The organism is Zhongshania aquimaris, assembly GCF_019312595.1.
Lineage (GTDB): Bacteria > Pseudomonadota > Gammaproteobacteria > Pseudomonadales > Spongiibacteraceae > Spongiibacter > Spongiibacter aquimaris.
Genome location: NZ_JAHWDQ010000001.1, coordinates 1,115,639 through 1,134,107, shown reverse-complemented (window position 1 = coordinate 1,134,107; position 18,469 = coordinate 1,115,639). Strand labels below are relative to the sequence as shown.

Annotated in this window: 16 protein-coding genes; 14 read left to right on the top strand and 2 right to left on the bottom strand. The window is 50.4% G+C overall.

Going from position 1 to position 18,469, the window contains the following annotated elements; translation table 11 throughout:
* The first annotated feature begins 195 nt into the window (after positions 1–195).
* From KXJ70_RS05175 to KXJ70_RS05135, 9 genes are all read left to right on the top strand, one after another.
* On the top strand, positions 196–1,041 hold the full coding sequence (locus tag KXJ70_RS05175; protein ID WP_219042375.1) for a bifunctional transcriptional activator/DNA repair enzyme AdaA: 846 nt from the start codon (positions 196–198) through the stop codon (positions 1,039–1,041).
* Between the two features lie 124 nt (positions 1,042–1,165).
* Positions 1,166–2,770 (top strand): FadD3 family acyl-CoA ligase, encoded by a 1,605-nt coding sequence (locus KXJ70_RS05170; protein ID WP_219042374.1) that lies wholly within the window; start codon positions 1,166–1,168, stop codon positions 2,768–2,770.
* A gap of 25 nt (positions 2,771–2,795) precedes the next feature.
* The gene (locus tag KXJ70_RS05165; protein ID WP_219042373.1) at positions 2,796–3,299 is read left to right on the top strand and encodes an Lrp/AsnC family transcriptional regulator; all 504 of its coding nucleotides are present in this window, start codon (positions 2,796–2,798) and stop codon (positions 3,297–3,299) included.
* Positions 3,300–3,325: 26 nt separating this feature from the next.
* Positions 3,326–3,796 carry an Lrp/AsnC family transcriptional regulator gene (locus KXJ70_RS05160; protein WP_219042372.1) on the top strand — a complete coding sequence of 157 codons (471 nt, stop codon included), beginning with the start codon at positions 3,326–3,328 and terminating at the stop codon, positions 3,794–3,796.
* 49 nt (positions 3,797–3,845) lie between these two features.
* Positions 3,846–5,432, top strand: coding sequence for an LVIVD repeat-containing protein (locus KXJ70_RS05155; protein WP_219042371.1), 1,587 nt, complete (start codon positions 3,846–3,848; stop codon positions 5,430–5,432).
* A 17-nt stretch (positions 5,433–5,449) separates the two neighbouring features.
* A complete protein-coding gene (locus KXJ70_RS05150) occupies positions 5,450–6,949 on the top strand; it encodes a hypothetical protein (protein WP_219042370.1) in 1,500 nt (499 codons plus the stop codon).
* A 326-nt stretch (positions 6,950–7,275) separates the two neighbouring features.
* Positions 7,276–8,274, top strand: coding sequence for a hypothetical protein (locus KXJ70_RS05145; RefSeq protein ID WP_219042369.1), 999 nt, complete (start codon positions 7,276–7,278; stop codon positions 8,272–8,274).
* A 128-nt stretch (positions 8,275–8,402) separates the two neighbouring features.
* Positions 8,403–8,585: a hypothetical protein gene (locus KXJ70_RS05140; protein ID WP_219042368.1), complete on the top strand. Its 183-nt coding sequence runs from the start codon at positions 8,403–8,405 to the stop codon at positions 8,583–8,585.
* Between the two features lie 156 nt (positions 8,586–8,741).
* Complete coding sequence (locus tag KXJ70_RS05135) at positions 8,742–10,577, top strand: hypothetical protein (protein ID WP_219042367.1); 1,836 nt, start codon at positions 8,742–8,744, stop codon at positions 10,575–10,577.
* Positions 10,578–10,714: 137 nt separating this feature from the next.
* Here KXJ70_RS05135 and KXJ70_RS05130 read toward each other — a convergent pair whose 3' ends face one another.
* Both KXJ70_RS05130 and KXJ70_RS05125 read right to left on the bottom strand, forming a co-directional pair.
* Entirely contained in the window at positions 10,715–11,668 is a 954-nt protein-coding gene (locus tag KXJ70_RS05130; protein WP_219042366.1) for a DUF7064 domain-containing protein, read from the bottom strand.
* 218 nt (positions 11,669–11,886) lie between these two features.
* The gene (locus KXJ70_RS05125; RefSeq protein WP_219042365.1) at positions 11,887–13,098 is read right to left on the bottom strand and encodes a hypothetical protein; all 1,212 of its coding nucleotides are present in this window, start codon (positions 13,096–13,098) and stop codon (positions 11,887–11,889) included.
* 139 nt (positions 13,099–13,237) lie between these two features.
* Between KXJ70_RS05125 and KXJ70_RS05120 the strand changes: the two genes are divergently transcribed.
* The 5 genes from KXJ70_RS05120 to KXJ70_RS05100 all read left to right on the top strand — a co-directional run bounded on the left by KXJ70_RS05120 (position 13,238) and on the right by KXJ70_RS05100 (position 18,392).
* On the top strand, positions 13,238–13,753 hold the full coding sequence (locus KXJ70_RS05120; RefSeq protein ID WP_219042364.1) for an RDD family protein: 516 nt from the start codon (positions 13,238–13,240) through the stop codon (positions 13,751–13,753).
* Positions 13,754–14,760: 1,007 nt separating this feature from the next.
* Positions 14,761–15,636, top strand: a complete 876-nt coding sequence (locus tag KXJ70_RS05115) for a CoA transferase subunit A (RefSeq protein WP_369409748.1) — start codon at positions 14,761–14,763, stop codon at positions 15,634–15,636.
* 29 nt (positions 15,637–15,665) lie between these two features.
* A complete protein-coding gene (locus KXJ70_RS05110) occupies positions 15,666–16,469 on the top strand; it encodes a CoA-transferase subunit beta (RefSeq protein WP_219042363.1) in 804 nt (267 codons plus the stop codon).
* A 40-nt stretch (positions 16,470–16,509) separates the two neighbouring features.
* Entirely contained in the window at positions 16,510–17,637 is a 1,128-nt protein-coding gene (locus tag KXJ70_RS05105) for an NAD(P)H-dependent flavin oxidoreductase (RefSeq protein ID WP_369409760.1), read from the top strand.
* Positions 17,638–17,639: 2 nt separating this feature from the next.
* On the top strand, positions 17,640–18,392 hold the full coding sequence (locus KXJ70_RS05100; RefSeq protein ID WP_219042361.1) for an enoyl-CoA hydratase family protein: 753 nt from the start codon (positions 17,640–17,642) through the stop codon (positions 18,390–18,392).
* Positions 18,393–18,469: the final 77 nt, after the last annotated feature.

Genomic DNA, 18,469 nt, shown 5'->3' with positions numbered 1-18,469 from the left:
TGCATTCCATTGGCAAGATGACGCGTTTGCAGAGTTTACGGTATTGCTAGCATAGTAGTTTGACAGGAATACCGCACATAGTTCGGGTTTATTTCAAAGCTAAGCCTGACTATTTAGGCTTAGCAAGAATCGGGTGGTAACGGCGGGAAACGCGGGGCACAATCTCGACCATTGAACGGTCTGGTTTAAAACAATATGAATACGGCGCTAGAGCAACAAGAAAACTATCAGCGGGTCGCCCGCGCTATTCACTATTTAAACGAGCATCAGCAGGCGCAGCCAAGTCTGTCGGAGCTAGCGTCGTATATTGGTGTCAGCGAATTCCATTTGCAGCGTATTTTTAGCGAATGGGCGGGGGTGTCTCCCAAACAGTTTTTGCAGTTTCTTACCAAAGAAAATGCCAAGCGCCTATTGCGAGAAAGCTCAGTTCTAGATGCGGCATTAGCCTGTGGCTTGAGCGGCAGCGGCCGCCTCCACGATTTAATGATCAAAGCCGAGCGGGTTACCCCCGGCGAATATCGCAGCAGAGGGCAAGGTTTGCAGATTTTTTACGGCAGCTGTCCATCGCCCTTTGGCTATTGTTTTATCGCTGCTAATCATCGCGGCGTGTGTAAATTGGCCTTCTTTGATAGTCCTGTCGGCGAGGCTGCCTTGCTTGCCGAGTTGCAAGACGAATGGGCGGCGGCGGAGCTGCAGCGTGATGACCGTCAGGTAGCTGCGATCTATCAGTCGATGTTTGCCGCAAAATCGGCAGGCAAACCGCTGACGGTATTGCTAAAAGGCACTGAGTTTCAGATGAAGGTCTGGGAGGCCTTGCTCGCCATTCCCCTTGGCGAAGTTTGTTCTTATCAGCAGCTGGCTGAGTCCATGGGCTTGCCGTCATCGACGCGAGCCGTGGCCTCGGCGATTGCGCGCAATAATATCGCCTACTTAATTCCCTGCCACCGAGTCATTCGCGGCAGTGGTGAATTTAGCCAATACCGTTGGGGTGGCGAGCGCAAGCAAGCCATGTTGCTGCGGGAGCATAGTCTTGGTACCTGAGGCGCAATATTTGCGTAACGCGTAATTTTTGTGCGCATAAATTACGCATTTTTCTTGTTGTGCGGCTTGTTAGCTTCTAAACTTAGCGCTGTTAATTGTTGATCCCACCAGGACTACCTGCGCTATGTTATTGGAACCCTCTGCTTCATTTCCCGATATGCCCTTGACCTTACCGCGCCTCATCGGCTGGGCTGCCCAGCAATTTGGCGACAAGGCGGCCATTCGTGAGTTGGGTGCAGAGATGTCTTATCGCCAATTGAACGATTTGCGCCGGCAGGCCGCAAAGTCATTTTGTGCGATTGGCGTAAATCATGGCGACCGCGTTGCGATCTGGGCGCCCAATATGGCGGAGTGGATTGTCGCGGCGGCGGGATTGCAGTCGGTGGGCGCAATTTTGGTGCCCTTAAATACCCGTTTACAAGAAAACGAAGCGGCGGACATTTTGCGCCGAGCCGGTGTTAAAGCGCTGCTGACCACATCAGAGTTTGAAGCTCTCGCGCCTTTAGTCGATAAAGACTTAGCCAATTTAAGCCATCGGATTATGTTGCCAGTGGCGGGCGTGGCGCCAACCGACGACCCGCGCAGCTGGGCGCATTTTCTCACTCTAGGTGAGCAAGTCGATGACGCAAAGTTTATTGCCGTAGAGCGGGCGGTTAATCCCCATGACAGCGCCGATATGCTGTTTACCTCTGGCACGACCGGAAAAGCCAAAGGCGTGTTGTGCAGTCACGAGCAAAATATTCGCGTATTCCAAACCTGGAGCGTCACGGTTGGCCTGCGCAGCGACGACAATTATTTAATTATTAATCCCTTCTTCCATTCCTTTGGCTACAAAGCCGGTTGGCTGGCAGCGATCATTTGCGGCGCGACTATTTTGCCAATGGCGAAATTCGACAAGCAATCAGTGATGGAAGTCATCCAGCGCGAAAAAGTCACCATGTTGCCGGGCGCGCCGTCTTTGTATGAAATGCTGTTAGCAGATGACACTCGCCATAACTACGATCTCTCCAGTCTGCGTTTGGGTGTGACTGGTGCGGCGTCGGTGCCGGTGCAGTTGGTCCGCGATATGCGCGACAAGCTGGGCTTTGAAACCGTAGTCACTGCCTATGGGCTTACCGAGTCCTGTGGTGTCGTCACAATCTGCCGCCCAGACGACGAAGCGGAAGTTATTGCCTCCACCTCTGGTCGCGCCATCGACGGCGTAGAGCTGAAATGCGCAGACCCACAGACCGGCGTCGAAGTGGCGCGGGGTAGCGAAGGCGAGGTGTGGTTCCGGGGTTACAACGTCATGCAAGGCTACTTCGATATGCCGGAGGCTACTGCCGAGACGATCACCGCCGATGGCTGGTTAAAAACCGGTGATATTGGCGTGATGGACGCAGCGGGTTACCTCAAAATCACCGACCGTTTGAAAGACATGTACATCATGAACGGCGAAAACGTCTATCCCGCTGAAATTGAAAAAGCGCTCTACGCCATGAGCGGCGTAGCGGGGGTGGCGGTTATTGGTGTGCCCAAAGCGCCCCAAGGCGAAGTGGGTATGGCCTTTGTGGTGCGCAAGGCAGGTAGCGATATCGATGCCACCGCCGTGCGTGAGTTTTGCGCCGCGCAGTTGGCGTCTTACAAAGTGCCTTTTTATGTGGAATTTATCGACGCGCTGCCGCTGAACGCCTCTGGCAAAGTCGTTAAACCTGAGCTGAAAGCATTGGCAGCGCAAAAGCTAGCCTGATGCCTGCGCCAATTCGGAGTGTGATATGACAGAGTATAGCGACGGCGAACACCTGCGACCGGCGTCATCCCAACATATGGACGAGATCGATCACCGCATTGTGGCGCATCTGCGTCGCGACGGTCGTATGCCCTACAAAACCCTGTCAAATGAATTAGGCCTGACCGAAGCCACCGTGCGTGCCAGAGTGAAGCGCCTGGAAGAGGGCGACAGTTTACGGGTGGTCGCCGTCACCGATTACGAAGCTGTTGGCTACACCATGATGCTGGCGGTGGGCATTCAGGTCGAAGGCCGCCCAGCCGATGTGGTGGCAGAAGATTTAGCCAAGTTCGACGAAGTGTTTTCGGTGTGTCAGGTGGTGGGCACCTTGGATATAGAAACCCTTGCCGTTGCCCGTGATCAAGAACATCTGTCAGAACTGCTGGTGCGCTTGGGAAGTGTGCCGGGGGTGCGCAAGCTAGAGCCGTCTATCGCCCTTGATGTGCTAAAAAATCAGTCTAACTGGGTACCCTTTGGGTACGGTGTTTAGGGAAAACGGGTAAAGGAATTAGTACCGTGGCAAAAAAGCAATTAGACGACCAAGACCGTAAAATACTCGATGGCCTCGCCAAAGACGCGCGCATTAGTAATCGCAAAATTGCAGCGGACTTAGGCATTACCGAAGGCACCGTGCGCAGTCGCATCAAACGCATGGAAAACGAAGGTCAGGTGCGCATTACCGCCATGACCAACATCGCCCGCTTGCGCAATCCAACCCTCGCTTATATTTGGGTCGAGGTGGAGCGCAGCGCCCAGTGCGACGACGTAGCGCGAAAACTCGCCGAAGTGCCCGAGATCGGTTTTGTCGGCAAAATGCTGGGCCGTTTCGATATTCTCGCTATCACACTGGTGCAAGACAATGCTGAACTCGCACGCTTTCTGCACAGTAAAATTACCGGCCTTGCGGGGGTGCGTCGAACCGAGTGCTCGCTGGGTGTTAATTTTGTGAAGCACGACTATCGCATGAGTCGTATTGTCGACGCGTAACTGCTATCTTTTGCGCAAGCATAATAATTAGAACAGGCAGTGAATTCATATGAACCCAAGACAAATCCGTCGACTCGCCACGACCCTTATTTTGGCCATAGGCCTTGTCTGCGTATCCGCATGTGGCGGAAGTAGCAGTAGTGGGCCAAGATCCGGTTCTGGTTCTAACTCCGGTGGCGGTTCAGAAATTGAAAATGACGACCTGCTCGAAACCGGTTTACAGGGCCAAGTGCCAATTGCTGACCAATTAAGTGGCCGCGCAGCGCAGGGCTATCGCAAAGGATTGCGCTTGGTAGGCGAGAATACGATTCTAGATCGCGGCGCCAACTTCTCTATGGCCTGGCTGGATGACTGCGCCTACATCACCACCACCTCACCGGGGCAAATATTTGGGCCGGCGTCGTCTCCCTATATCGACCCGCAGTTCAGCGCCCTAAACGGCATGGCAGTCATTGATGCCTCAGACCCAGAAAATCCAGAGCTAGTTGATATATTGCAAAGCCCCGCCATGATTGCCCCGCATGAATCTATTCAGGCAAATCAGGCACGGCGTATTATCGTTGCCACACGGGGTGGCGGCACGGCATTTGACGTTTACGAGGCGATTGATTGCCGCAAGCCTGTACTAAAAGCCTCAGTCAATATCGGCTTGGGTATCACCCTCCCGCCACTGCCGGATTTACCCGGTGGTATTGGCAGTATCGACCAAGGTCTGGCATTTATGGGCCACGCCATGTGTATTACCGACGATGGCTTTACGGCCTATGCCACCAGTTCGGCGCAGAGCAATGCAGTTATCGATTTGACCGATTTAGAAGAGCCGAAGTTGATTCAGCTCTATTCTCCCGCCTCGCACGACTGCGGTTTAAATCCAGAGGGCACACGTCTTTATCAGGCCAATTTTGGTTTTGTGTCTTTGGGTTTGGGTTTACCCAATGGGCCGGCAGTGGGACAAAACGGCCTTCTAATTTTAGATGTGAGTGGCTTCCAGGATCGTACCACGCCGCCATCACCATTTCTGTTTGGCACACAACCGCCGGAGATTGGCTTTGTGGGCTGGAGTAATTTGCTGGATGGCGAGGCGCCAACGGCGGGTTCGCACACCGCGCGCTGGTTCAAAAATGGCGGCCGTACCTATGTTTACTCCAGCGATGAATGGCCAACCGCGGGAGTTTGTCCTTGGGCACACAGCCGTATTATTGATATCACCGACGAAGCTAATCCGGTCAGGGTGTCGGATATTATTCTCGATGTGAATAAATTAGAGAACTGCCCACAGACTGAAATAGACGTCGCCAATTACTCGGCCCACTACGTTGGCTTTGATGATGTAAACAACGCCACCACACTGTTTATGAGTTACTACACCGGCGGTCTGCGGGTGTGGGACATTCACGATCCTGCCAACCCCTTTGAGATTGCCTATTGGCATCCGGCACCAAACCCAAATACCCCAACAGTGTTATTGTCGGAAGGCTTCGGTAGTTCAGCCGATCGCTGGGACGCCGTCGCCACCTATATTCGCTACCGGCCTGAAACCGGCCATATCTGGATAGCAGGCTACAGTGCGGGTTTTCAAATATTGGAATTCACCCCCAGTGCAGGGCCCACTGCGCCTAAACCGACAGGACTTTAAGTCGGATAGTTGCCGCTATGATGTTTAAGCGCAGCGGCCAAAAGACCGTCAGTACACGGAGTCTGTATTGGCTGCTGGCCATTAGCCTAGCCGCATTTGCAGCGCCAGCGTGGTCACATTCCTTTGGTACGCTATACACCTTACCTGTGCCGTTTTGGTTATACGCTTGGGGCAGTGCGGCGGCCTTGCTGCTGTCGTTTTTATTGGTGGCGTGGTTCGCCAGTGATCAGCGCACCGCGCAAGACTCGCCCCAGCCTCTGCGCGAAAAAAACCTGTTTGTCATATCTCCCATCGCGATTCTCGTTTTACGCATAGTGAGTTTATTCGCTTTACTGCTGTGCATCGCCACCGGTTTGTGGGGCACGGCGAATGCCTTTTTAAATTTTAATATGACCTTTTTCTGGATCATATTTGTTTTAGGCTTCGCGTATTTTAGTGCCTTGGTGGGTGATCTTTATCCGCTGGTAAACCCCTGGCAAACCATGGTGCTTTGTTTGGCGGCGGTGTTTAAAATTGATTTTTCAGGGCGTATTCGCTGGGGTGAAAAACTAGAATATTGGCCGGCCTTGTTGCTCTACATCGGATTTATTTGGTTTGAGCTATTTGGCGAAAGCGGCCCGCGAGGGCTAGCGAGTGTCTTGCTGGCTTACAGCGTACTAAACCTTGTAGCAGCGTGGTTGCTTGGTAGCGAGCGCTGGTTTAAGTATGGCGAGTTCTTTGCGGTTCTGTTTGCGCTGATCTCCAAAATGGCGCCAATCTCTATTCAAGCAAGAGATGAATCGCGCTCACGCCCAGCAGTGCTATTACGCATGCCGTTCTCTGGTCTCCAAATTGGCAAAGCATCCTCAATGAGTGAGCTGCTGTTTGTCTTATTCCTATTATCGTCAACCGCATTCGACGGTTTGCACAGCACCAATATCTGGGCAACGTTCTTTTGGCAAGACATCGCCGGAATATACAGAGAATACAAAAGCCAAAATATTGTGCAGGCCTATCCGGTATTAAAAGCGGCGCATGGCGTTTTCGAAACCACCGTGCTGGTGTTGTCGCCGCTGTTTTACCTTGGCGTACTGTATTTCTTTCTGGCAATCGTACGTCGGCTAACAAAGTATCAAGCATCGCTATCCTCGCTCGCCTTACATTTCACCTACTCGCTATTGCCTATCGCCTTGGTCTACCACATCACCCATTACTACACTCTGATTAGCACCCAAGGCGTAATGATATGGCGACTGATATCAGATCCCTTCGGCTGGTCTTGGAATTTATTCGGCAGCGCCCATTGGCGACCCGAATCAGTTATCCCGAATATGGATTGGGTCTGGCATACGCAGGTAGGGCTAATTCTTTTTGGTCACGTACTCAGCGTGTACTTAGCGCATAAAGAAGCAGTGCAGCTATTTCCGCAGCGTCGGCAGGCAACGCTGAGTCAATTGCCCATGCTGGTCTTGATGATTATTTTTACCTGCTTTGGTTTGTGGATATTGGCGCAGCCTGTGACTGCGACGCGATTGTAGTGGGTTTGTGTCTTTGTTGAGATTAGCGGTTCCCGACGATTAAACCCTTGTGAACAGTAGAGCCATTCTCATTAACACATTTTAGAATGACTTAACTTATTGAAAAACATAAAAAACAGGATATGATCAGGGGAAAGGAATGTTTGGCAGAAATAAAGGGAACTAGTCTTCGTTTGTCGGGCGCTCGCTAATAGCGAGGTCGATATCTTATTGAATCCCCTAAATTTTTTCAATCAACGTAAAAGCCAGTTCCGTGATAAGGGGCCAAAATGATATATGGCCTGAGTCGTCATAACAAAACTGTTAGATTTTCGTAGGAATGCTGAATGAAGCATTGGACAGAGCCCAACGGGATATTCCTGATTCAAATTCCAACAGAGTGGCTATACCTCAACCCTGTTGTGGAAGGCGAAGAGGAAAAGTCTCCATACAGCTTTCAGCCCTATGAAAACGCTAAGGGGTGTTTTCAGATTAGCTGTTATCCACTAGAGGAAATAGCACCTAAGCTTGCAGATGAGTATTCGAATGGTGTGCCAGAGCTTAGGTGGCGACCTTCCAGGATGGATGATTCAGAGTTCTGTCTTCATATGTTCTATGGGGCTTCAGCAGATCAGGCTTTAATCGGTAAATATATTCATGATGCAAGTCTTGATAACGATGAACAAATAAATGAAGAACTCCGCTTAGTTGATAAAATTTTAAAATCTGTGGTCATTATCCCTCCTGGAGACCGAAAGCTCGCCTCCGATATGGAAAAGTTTGATCGATTCCAAGGGGCGTTGGCTGCATCGTATGACCTTTTGGACAACGCGTTAGAATCAGATTCATTCGTGGAAGTTATTGCCGTTTCTGCCAATCAGATTGATGCATTTCTAAGATTGAGTATTGTCATCGCCATCCAGCTGAAGAATGAGACGGACGAAGTCCCAATAAAATATCTTTTTCAAGCAGAGGATGAGCGAGGCTTGATGGAGCGAAAAATATACGATGATGCTCTTAAATATAATGTCATTAAAGACAATGACCACAAAGAGCTGAATTCGTTGTATAAGTTAAGAAATCGCGTGATACACAGGTATATAATATCTAACATAAAGACCCGCGACTTGCCTAGGATTGCACTCAGATATGTAGAGGCGTGCGAGAAAGTGCGTTTAATACTACGAGATCTTGAGAATAAACAAAAGGATTGTGAGTATGGCGTTTACGGTAAGAAATTTATGAAATTTTCAGAACCTGATGATGAGGCAATAAAACGGTTATTTGCTGATGTTAACGATAAGCACCTTATTCGCAAATTCGCCAGAAAGGTCACGAATGATTGAATCTAACAAATGCAGGCAAGGGACGCTCCTGACGTCGCGCCCCTGCTGCTGGCGTTGAGGCTGTATAAAAACCCCTATTTTGATAAAAGTTTTGATAAAATTGGCCAAAGCATTAAGGAGTGATGCGAATGCCCAAGTTCAAACCCTACGACTGCAATCAAAGCGCGATGATTGTGATCAATTACGAAGACCAGCTCCAGTCAGGTACCTTCGAACACGCCATACATCATCTGATTGATAAACGCATAGACCTGTCTGCATTTGACGTGCACTACCAAAACGACGACGGTGGTCGACCGGTGTATGAATAGATAATACAAGTAACCGCTATAGTCATACTATAAGGCGGTGTCTATGGTGTCTATGGTGTCGAGGGGCGGTTAAATTAACTTCAACTACATTAAATTATTTTGTTGATAAAAATTATAAGACGTGAATAAATGCTGTAAAAGAAATGGAATTCAATTATGTTATTAAAAGTCTCAGTCCGGCATTTTTTTCAGATAATCTTATTCTGTTTACTTCTCTCTAGTTGTGGCGGTGGCGGTGGAAATAATGATGCCACTCTAAAAAGTGATTCCGCGGCTGCAACGCCAGTGAATCCAGATACTCTGCAGTATGTAAGGCACAGCCTCGTTCAGGGTTCAGTGAATGTAGCCCTACCGTATTGGGAGTCTCCTCAATCGGGGTCCGCGGGCTATCCCGTCTTGGAACCTGAGATAGAACCCCTTAATATATCTAAAGGTAAATGGCGAGCTCTGTTCCTCGTCATCGGAACCGAGTCTAACGACGAATCCTTTATCCGGGAAATTCGCAACGTAAACCTGCTCTCTAGTCATGACATTGTCATTGATGGTTATCCAGCCCACCAATATGTGTATGAAGGAAATCCTCACCAAGATATATATAAGAGAGTAAGTATCATTGATGTTGAAGATGATAGTGAACTTGATGGTTCGATGTGGATACCAGATACGTTTCGATTCTTGCACACTACCGTTGAGGTAGGGCAGAAATTTTACACGCTTCTCTATGCTGCCGACGCCAACTACTTTCCGCGCTATGAAACCGTTGCTTACTCTCTCGCCGAAACTATGCGTTTTGGTCTTCTTTTACCTCTTCAGAGTAGTCAGATTTCTGGTCATGTTGCTACCGCCAGCAGCGGTAACCAGACACTGTTTGCATACTGCGAGTTAGAATCTGGTAACACTTTGTCTCTTAAAACGGTTGGGTTGGTGCCAGGACGCATTATCACCCCGCCTGTAACATTAGATACCTTTCCTTCAGGAACATCAGCGTGTTCAACTACTTCATTGACCTATGATGGGGCGGGTTATTTGCTAGCGTATGCCACAAGGTCGGGTAGTGGAGACACGCTTTATGCGCGTTTTCTTAACAGTCAGGGAGAGGCTGTTGACCAAGGAAAGAGTCTGGACGCGGTGAATGTATTCGAGGACACCAGCACGTTGAGTAATTTGAAAGCGGTCTATACGGGGGAGCGCTATTTTCTAACGTGGCTTCGGCATAAGGCAAGTAATGGCGAGGCGCACTCACTAGAAGGATTACTGTTAGACAACAACTACAATACTTCCGACCTTCAGTCCTATGCAACGGACTTGGTGGTTACCGACGATCAGGAATCACAACGTCTGGAGATAGCCCACTCAGGTGACACAATTGCACTTGTGTGGAATTTTCCAAAGGCGGGTGACCCAAGCTCCTCGAAAACGCAATTGAGTTTGCTGAATACAGACGGCCAGCAATTCGCCAGCGCTCCTATCGTTGTGCAGAGTAGTTCGGATGCTGGGCTACGCGATCCCGCTGTGGCCATTATTGGATCCACTGTGACTGTATTTTGGGTGGAGCGAAGAACAGCAATAGACGGCTCGGGAAAATATGATGATCAGATATTGGGGCGTCAGTACAGCTTGCTGGGGGAGTCCTTGCAGTCGGTACCCACAAAGATACTGGGGCCTAAAAGTGAAAAGGGGATTCGCTATGAAAAGTATAAGCTCCGGGCGATAACCTATGCCGACACGTTTTATATTCTGTGGGATTCCAATCGTGCTGTAAGTGACCTATACAGTTTCGCCGTTAACATGGATCTAACGCTCCGTTCTAACTCCTCACTGATTACTAATGTGTCAAGCGGAACACAACAGCTACTAGTTTTTCACCACGATAGCGAAAGTTATGTGGGTTGGTTACCTAGAATATCCTCGAATTTCTTGCAACTGCGGCCATTCTCACGTGATGAGTTGACTGCCGGCAGCTGGTTGATAACAGAGAGTGCCGAGCCTTAGTTGGCTGCCCTTAAAGTAAATTGTAGGCTATTGAGACTTGAATTTGCGGGCTTATACCACGTAACGATAGCTCATAAGCCTACCAAAGAACCATAAATCAAAGACCTGACCCCTTGTGTTGGTGTGAATAAGGAGCTTCAAGCCTGCTTTATCGTTGAGAGTTCCGCTGGAGAAATTTCGCCGCGGGCCATTCTGCGAAAAGTTGGCGCTGGGTAGAACTCTTGATTATCGCCCCAGCATTGGCGTTCGTTCCAGTCCCACTCGGTGAAAGACCAAACGACGGTATGGGTGGTATTCCCGCTGAAGAGTAAGCCATCATCGAGTTGACCTTCAGCGTGAAGCCTTCGCCCCAATGCATCAATAGCGTCGATGGTCACGCGTTTGGCTCCGTATTGGCTGTAGCTATCAATGCGACGCACACCTTCGACGAGTCTGGCGGTTTCACCGTCTTGTTGAAGAAAGCCGGACAGAATTTTTTGCTCCTTTTCCCTACCCATGCTGAGTGTTTGAAAAACGTCGGGCCCGCTTGAGCCCCAGCAATATGCGCCGGGATATATTTTGGCGTAATCGCGAACGCCGTAGGAGACATCGCGAAGACTGGTACAATCGACGGGAATGCGCTGCCCTTCAATTTTGAGCCAGCCCGTCATGTGGCCAGCTTGTTCTGCATGAAAACTTGGCGGATCGTCTTGTTTCGAGGTGCTGGTGGGCGCTGCGTGTAGCGGGGCGGTGGCTTGCCATTCGAGTTCAAATTCCAGGCCGCCAAACGCATAGGTCAGTGCGTAGCGGGTCTGCGGTTCGAGTGTGGTCACTTGCAACGAGTTGGCGGCTTCGAAGTTGAACTTCTGCGCAGGTTTCGGTATGGGCTGATATTGACTGAAGTTGTAATGCAGGCAATCGAGTGCTGTTTGCCCGGATGGATCCCAGATTATCGGCCCACCTGTCAATAGGTTCAGGTTCGGCCGGAAAAAGTAAAAAATAATCCCGTGTAGCCGCAATTCAGGGACGGATAGATAAAAGCAGGCACTGTCGATCCAGTGTGAATGATCGCTCGGCGATTCTACAAGTAAATCCGGATTAGCTGCGCTCATAAATCTTACCTTTCAATATTGTACAAAGCATTCCTGGGGCGGCTTCGCCGCCGCTTCTTTTGGCGTTAAGGCTGCAGAAAAATTACCAAATTTAATTCGATATTTTTACATCCGCTTATTGCCAATATAAGTTCTCGCTTGCTAATTCCAAAATCGCAAAACTATAAACCAACAACGTTGGGTATCTTGTAGTTGAATTAGCGCCTCGCCCCCAACTACTAAAACACCATCCAAACCGGGTTCCGCTCATTGCCGAGTTCACCTAAATACTGCCGTTCGACAAACTTCCCCTTTTCATCCTTTAAGGGATCGGTTTCAACTTCTGCATATACCGTGAAGGGTACTTTGCTGTGTAGGCCTGCCTCACCTATATGAATGGCCGCCTCGTATTGGCGGTGACCGCTGCTCATTGATGAGCTGCCGTAGGCGTAGTTGTAAAGTCCCCAGTCGTTAATCGCGTATTTCTTCCAGCGCTCGTTGTCGTTTTTTGGCGGGTCGCCCTGCCAGCGGAAAGTGGTTTGTCTAATGCTGGTAACACCTGCACCCTTGCCGATATGGATGCGCTCATTGACTAAATTCGGGTTGAGTCCGGCGTGGAAATACACCCGTAACTGATCGTAGCCGCCCTGACTTTTTTCGCTCGGCGCGTCGCAGGCGATAAACAGCCATTCGCCATCGGTTTTGAAATACAGGGTGGTTTGGTTTTCTTCATCAAGGACAATCGCGGTGGCGTCTTGCCATTCTCCACTGGTGATGATGCCGTCTAAGCTTACCGGTGCCGCGCTCATTTCAATTAGGGTCAGCGAGCTATTTGTTGGCGGCACGCGTAGTTGAGCAAGTTGGCTGCGGGCGGTTTTAATTTTGCGCTCGATCTCGCTGCTGTCAAAGCTGCTGCTATTGCCTGAGCTTTTTCTGTTGATGTAGCTGCTGCTGTTTATTTTGCTGAGGTAGAGCGAGTCGAAATTGTCGTCGGGACCGAGTGCCTCGGTGTAGGAATCGACATCTACTGAATTGGGTAATGATATGGACTTCGGTCGGCCTTGGGTTTGGGTTTCGGTCTGCTTAATTTTTTGGTGGGTGACTTGGGCTGCTTGATTGGCGATGTTTGCCACTGTGTTGCTGCTGTCATCACGAAATACAAAATAGTACACAAGGCCGGTGAATATCAGGGTATCCACTAAGAAGAAGGTCATCAAAAAGGCTTTTTTCTTGCTCGTGGGTTTTGCTTGTTCTGGCTCCGCCTGTACGCCAATGTCTTTAAAATGCCGAGGCTTTCGCGTTTTTAAACTGGTGAGCATTGCTTCTATTTCGTCCTTAGCCTCTACTAAGGAGCAGCCCGTCGCTTCGCGATACATTTTGATGGCGTCAATTTTTCGGTTGCCTATGAGCGCCTTTTCAATGTCGTAGGTTTGTACTGAAGATAGTGGCATTGTGGGGCTTCCCTTAAATTTGCACTGTTGTTCTTTTTTGCTTAGCGTGCATCAATCTAAAGCAACTCTGATTTATCAGCGCTGCCATAATGAATACAGTGTATTGTCGACTTTAATACAAAACCAGTTTGGAGTGACTATGGAAAACACCCCGCAAGCGTCGGAACAGCAACTTGAGTATGCCGGATTTTGGGTGCGCGTGTTGGCATCGGTGATCGACACCTTTCTTTTTGGGCTGCTGATATTGCCAATTATTGCTCTTAGCTTTGGCGATGCGCAGTGGTCCAGTGTAGAGGGCGAGGGCATGCATATGTCTACCATGTCCTTCGAGACCCTGCAGGTACCAGGCAATGTGAATGTAGTGGTGAACTATATTTTGCCTGCGATTGTGGTGCTGGTGTTCTGGATCTATAAATCCGCGACGCCGGGTAAGATGATTTTGAAGTTGGCCATTGTTGACGCAAAAACAGGCGGAAAGCCAACGCTGAAGCAGTGGCTGGTGCGTTATGTGTGCTACTACCTGTCGGCCATGGTGTTGATGCTCGGCTTTATCTGGGTTGGACTAGATAGGCGCAAACAGGGCTGGCACGACAAAATTGCGCGTACGGTGGTGATTAGTAATAAAAACAAAGAGCCGGTGCAGTTTGATCATTGAGGTGTGTAGGTTTTGTCGGACGTCTGGGGACGGATGTCTGACGTTAACGGCATTCGCTGTCGCTCACTCTGGATCCCCGATCGGGGTCGGGGATGACGAGGTGAGGCGGGGTGCTTTGTCGATGTGGGCTAATGTTTTAGCCCCCGACTTCCGACTCCCAGCTTCCGGCGCTCGCCGTCATCGTCAACTCCCTAGCCGTCATCCTCAACTCGATTGAGGATCCATAAACCTCTGACTCTGGGCACTACCATACTTCGCTGAAACCAAAGGCATTCGCTGTCGCTCACTCTGGATCCCCGATCGGGGTCGGGGATGACGGGGTGTGGTGGGGTGCCTCGGCTTTGGCTAAGTATGACGGGGTGTGGTGGGGTGTTTTGTCGATGTGGGCTAATGTTTTAGCCTCCGACTTCCGACTTCCGACTTCCGGCTTCCGACTTCCGACTTCCGACTTCCGACTTCCAGCTTCCGGCGCTCGCCGTCATCGTCAACTCCCTAGCCGTCATCCTCAACTCGATTGAGGATCCATAAACCTCGGACTCTGGGCACTACCATACTTCGCTGAAACTAAAGGCATTCGCTGTCGCTCACTCTGGATCCCCGATCGGGGTCGGGGATGACGGGGTGTTGTGGGGTGCGTCGGTTTTAGCTGAGTATGACGGAGTGTTGTGGGCGCTTTGTCGATGTGGGCTAGTGTTTTAACTTCCGACTTCCGACTTCTGACTTCTGACTTCCAGCCTCCAGCCTCCAGCCTCCGCCATCCAATGCTGCCCTAGCCCCCAGTCTCGCGCCTCCCGCCCCTTGCCATTTGGACGACGTGAAAGCCAAAAATCATTGGCTATACTGCTTGCCTACCCCAAATGGCTTAAGACATTAGTAAAATTAAGCACAAATGATGTTTTGCATAATAATTTGGTGTTATATTTACGTATATCGTAATTCCCGTGTGCTGATTACCGCTTTTTAGGGTGATTACACATAAGGCTGTTTTGAAAACCCAAGGAGCGCTCGTGAACAAGCAAATGAGTTTGCAGGAGATTGTTGGTCAGTTACGTGACGGCATGACCATTGGTATAGGTGGATGGGGGCCGCGTCGTAAGCCCATGGCCTTGATTCGTGCGATTCTGAATTCTGACCTCAAGGATTTAACCATCGTCGCCTACGGCGGTGCTGACGTTGGCATGCTGTGCGCAGCCGGCAAGGTACGCAAGTTGGTGTTTGCCTTCGTGTCTTTGGATTTTATTCCTCTGGAGCCTTATTTCCGTGCGGCCCGCCAGAGTGGCAACTTAGAAGTAATGGAAATTGATGAGGGCATGATGTTGCTGGGTTTGCGCGCAGCGGCCTGGGGTTGCCCCTTCATTCCGACCAAGGTGGGTTTGGGCACTGACGTAATCAAGTTCAACCCTGATATTAAAGTGATCGACAGCCCCTACGATGACAAAGAGTGGGTCGCGATGCCGGCGCTGAAATTAGACGTGGCCTTGGTACATGTCAATCGCGCTGATGTGCGCGGTGTGTGTCAAATCACGGCGCCAGATCATCACATGGATGACTGGTTTGTGCGCGCAGCTGACAAGACCTTCGTGACTAGTGAAGAAATTGTTGAAGCTGAGGCCTTTGCCGATCCGGCACAGGCGCGCTTGGTGTTTTGGGAGCGCAACTACACCACAGGTGTTGCATTAGTGCCGGGTGGCGCGCATCCCTCGTCATGCAGCCCAGATTACGGTTTTGATATACCGCATTTTCAGGAATATAACGCCTCTGCCAAAGAGGGTGGTTTTGCCGCTTACTTTGATAAGTACATCAAAGGCAGCAGCGAGGATGAGTATCAGGCCAAAGTTGGCGGCCTAGATGCCATTCGTAAATTGCCACAACCCGTTTATTAATCAGCTAACAGGTATTAGGAGATTTGATTATGAGCACACCTGCAAGCGATTACAGTTTGGCAGAGCTAATGATTTGCGCTAACGCGGCGGCTTACGAGCGCGACGGCGAAGTGCTGGTGACCGGTATTGGCGTATTGCAGCGTATTGCTGCCAGCCTTGCCATGCTAACCACCAACCCCGGCATTATGATGACCGATTCTGAGGCGTGGATTTTGTCGACGCCGAACCCAGTCGGTAAACGTCCCGATGACTTTGTGCAAATGAATGAAAACTGGATGGGTTTTAGTCGGATTTTCGACAACGTCTGGAGTGGCCGTCGTCATCTTACTGGTGGCCCAACGCAAATTGACCGTTTTGGTCAGGCCAATATTTCTGCCATGGGTGGCGATTACCAAAAGCCTAAAGTGCAAATGTTAGGTGTGCGTGGTTTTCCCGGTAACTCTATTTGCCACGCCAATAGTTACATGGTGCCCGCCCATGGCCCCCGCGTATTTATTGAAGGCGAATGCGATGTCGTGTGCACCATTGGTTTTAATCCAGATCGTTTGCCCAAGGGTTACAGCTTTGACGAAATTGATTTGCGCTGCGTGTACACCAACTTAGGTGTGTTCGATTTTAACGGCCCGAATCACCAAATGCAGATTGTGAGTTTGCACCCTGGTGTCACAGTGGACGAGGTGGTTGCTAACACCGGATTCGAGGTGCATGTGCCAGATACGATAGCGACGACAGCGGCGCCCACCGAAGAGCAATTAGCGGTTATTCGCCAAATCGATCCGCACAATCTGCGCAGCAAGCAGTTGAAGGATAACCCAGCGGGAGTGCGGGCTTGATACTGCAATATGCTGGACGGGAGACGGGAGATGCTAAGGCCTGCTTCTGCGTTTCCCGTCTCCCGTCCAGCATAAAGCAATCAAGGTAAAGACTATGTCGAAGCTACTTAATACTCGAATTACCGAACTTCTCGGCTGCCGCTATCCTGTCATCCAGACTGCGATGGGCTGGGTTGCCGATCCGCAGTTGGTTGCGGGCACAGGCAATGCCGGTGGCTTTGGCTTTTTAGCGGGGGCAACGATTCCGCCTGCGCAAATGGAAGCTGATATTCTCAAAGTGAAGTCATTAACCGAGGCAAATTTCGGCGTCAATTTTCACATGTATCAGCCCAATGCTGCCGAGATTGTCGATCTGGTCATTAAGCACAAGGTGAAGGCAGTCAGTTACTCGCGCTCACCGGGCAAGGACATGGTCGCCAAGCTTAAAGATGCCGGCGTGGTCTGTATGCCCACCATCGGCTTGCCCAAGCACGCTGTTAAAGCGGTTGAAATGGGTGCCGATGCGGTTACGGTTCAGGGCGGCGAGGGCGGTGGACACACTGGCTCGGTGCCAACGACATTGCTATTGCCACAAGTGGTAGACGCGGTTGGCGCACAGGTTCCCGTGTTGGGTGCCGGTGGTTTCAAAGATGGGCGCGGCTTAATTGCGGCGATGGCCTTTGGTGCCGATGGCATCGCGATGGGAACGCGCTTTTTATTGACCAAGGAAAGTCCCGTTCCAGAGGCGACTAAGCAACGCTATTTAGATTGTAAAAATCCCGCTGACATTATTGTCTCGCAAGCCCTTGATGGTATTCAGCAGCGCATGATTCTAAATCGCTTTTTAGCGGAGTTAGAGCGCGCGGGAAATCTTAAAAAATTAGTGATTGCACTGCGTAACGGTTTGGCGTTTCGCAAGTTTACCGGTGCCAGCATTTTCGGTTTGCTGAAGTCGGCTATCGCCATGAGCAAAGACGGTGACCTAACGCCAGCGCAAGCCATTATGTCGGCCAACGCGCCCATGATTATTCAGAAAGCCATGGTCGATGGTCGTCCCGACGACGGCGTATTGCCCTCTGGTCAAGTCGCTGGCGTGATCGATAAATTATTAAGTTGTGAAGAATTAATTAGCGGTCTGGTTGCCGAGGCCGAAGCCCAATTACAGCGTTTACAGGCGCAGGGGAAATAATCATGTCTCAGCCATTTTCTACTCGTATCGACAGCGGTATTGCCGAAGTAATTTTTAATCACCCACCGGTGAATGCCTTCAATAGCGCTGGCTGGTTGGCGATTGCGGCAGAGCTAAATGCACTGGGTGAAAACCCTGATGTGCGGGCCATTATTATTGCGGCAGAAGGTCGTGGCTTTTGTGCCGGTGTCGATATCAAAGAACTTGCCGCCAATAGCGCCATGATTACCAAAGTAAACAAAGGCAATTACGACACCTTTAAAGCGATTCACCGCAACCCCAAGCCGGTGATTGTTGCCGTGCACGGTTTTGTACTGGGCGGCGGGATTGGCATTAGCGGCGCAGCCGATGTGTTAGTTGCCTCCGAGTGCGCCACCTTTGCCGTGCCAGAAGTAGACCGCGGTGCCATGGGAGGCGGCGCGCATTTACAGCGTATGTTCCCCGTGCAAAAAGTGCGTTACATGTATTTTACCGGCGAGCCAATCGATGCGCAGGAAGCCTATCGTTTAGGTGCTGTAGAAAAGGTTGTGCCCCGTGATCAGTTACTCGATACCGCCCGCGACATCGCCCGCAAAATGGCGGCTAAGTCACCGCGCATGGTGCAGCTCGCCAAAGAAGCATTAAACGGTATTGAAGACGGTAATTTAGAAGATAAATACCGCTGGGAGCAGGGCTTCACGCAGGAGGCTTATGCCGATCCTGATTCGCAGGAAGCTAAAGACGCGTTTGTTGAAAAACGTGATGCCAAGTTCTAGGACAGCGGGAGATGCGTGACGGGAGACGGGAGATGCAAAAGAACGCGGTTCTGCGTTCTCCGTCTTCCATCTAGCGT

What these genes read in the sequence shown, in the direction of transcription:
- KXJ70_RS05150 (WP_219042370.1), top strand. Translation starts at nt 5,450, where the DNA reads ATGATGTTTAAGCGCAGCGGCCAAAAGACCGTCAGTACACGGAGTCTG.
- KXJ70_RS05165 (WP_219042373.1), top strand. Translation starts at nt 2,796, where the DNA reads ATGACAGAGTATAGCGACGGCGAACACCTGCGACCGGCGTCATCCCAA.
- KXJ70_RS05145 (WP_219042369.1), top strand. Translation starts at nt 7,276, where the DNA reads ATGAAGCATTGGACAGAGCCCAACGGGATATTCCTGATTCAAATTCCA.
- KXJ70_RS05175 (WP_219042375.1), top strand. Translation starts at nt 196, where the DNA reads ATGAATACGGCGCTAGAGCAACAAGAAAACTATCAGCGGGTCGCCCGC.
- KXJ70_RS05135 (WP_219042367.1), top strand. Translation starts at nt 8,742, where the DNA reads ATGTTATTAAAAGTCTCAGTCCGGCATTTTTTTCAGATAATCTTATTC.
- KXJ70_RS05155 (WP_219042371.1), top strand. Translation starts at nt 3,846, where the DNA reads ATGAACCCAAGACAAATCCGTCGACTCGCCACGACCCTTATTTTGGCC.
- KXJ70_RS05130 (WP_219042366.1), bottom strand. Translation starts at nt 11,668, where the DNA reads ATGAGCGCAGCTAATCCGGATTTACTTGTAGAATCGCCGAGCGATCAT.
- KXJ70_RS05170 (WP_219042374.1), top strand. Translation starts at nt 1,166, where the DNA reads ATGTTATTGGAACCCTCTGCTTCATTTCCCGATATGCCCTTGACCTTA.
- KXJ70_RS05120 (WP_219042364.1), top strand. Translation starts at nt 13,238, where the DNA reads ATGGAAAACACCCCGCAAGCGTCGGAACAGCAACTTGAGTATGCCGGA.
- KXJ70_RS05100 (WP_219042361.1), top strand. Translation starts at nt 17,640, where the DNA reads ATGTCTCAGCCATTTTCTACTCGTATCGACAGCGGTATTGCCGAAGTA.
- KXJ70_RS05110 (WP_219042363.1), top strand. Translation starts at nt 15,666, where the DNA reads ATGAGCACACCTGCAAGCGATTACAGTTTGGCAGAGCTAATGATTTGC.
- KXJ70_RS05140 (WP_219042368.1), top strand. Translation starts at nt 8,403, where the DNA reads ATGCCCAAGTTCAAACCCTACGACTGCAATCAAAGCGCGATGATTGTG.
- KXJ70_RS05125 (WP_219042365.1), bottom strand. Translation starts at nt 13,098, where the DNA reads ATGCCACTATCTTCAGTACAAACCTACGACATTGAAAAGGCGCTCATA.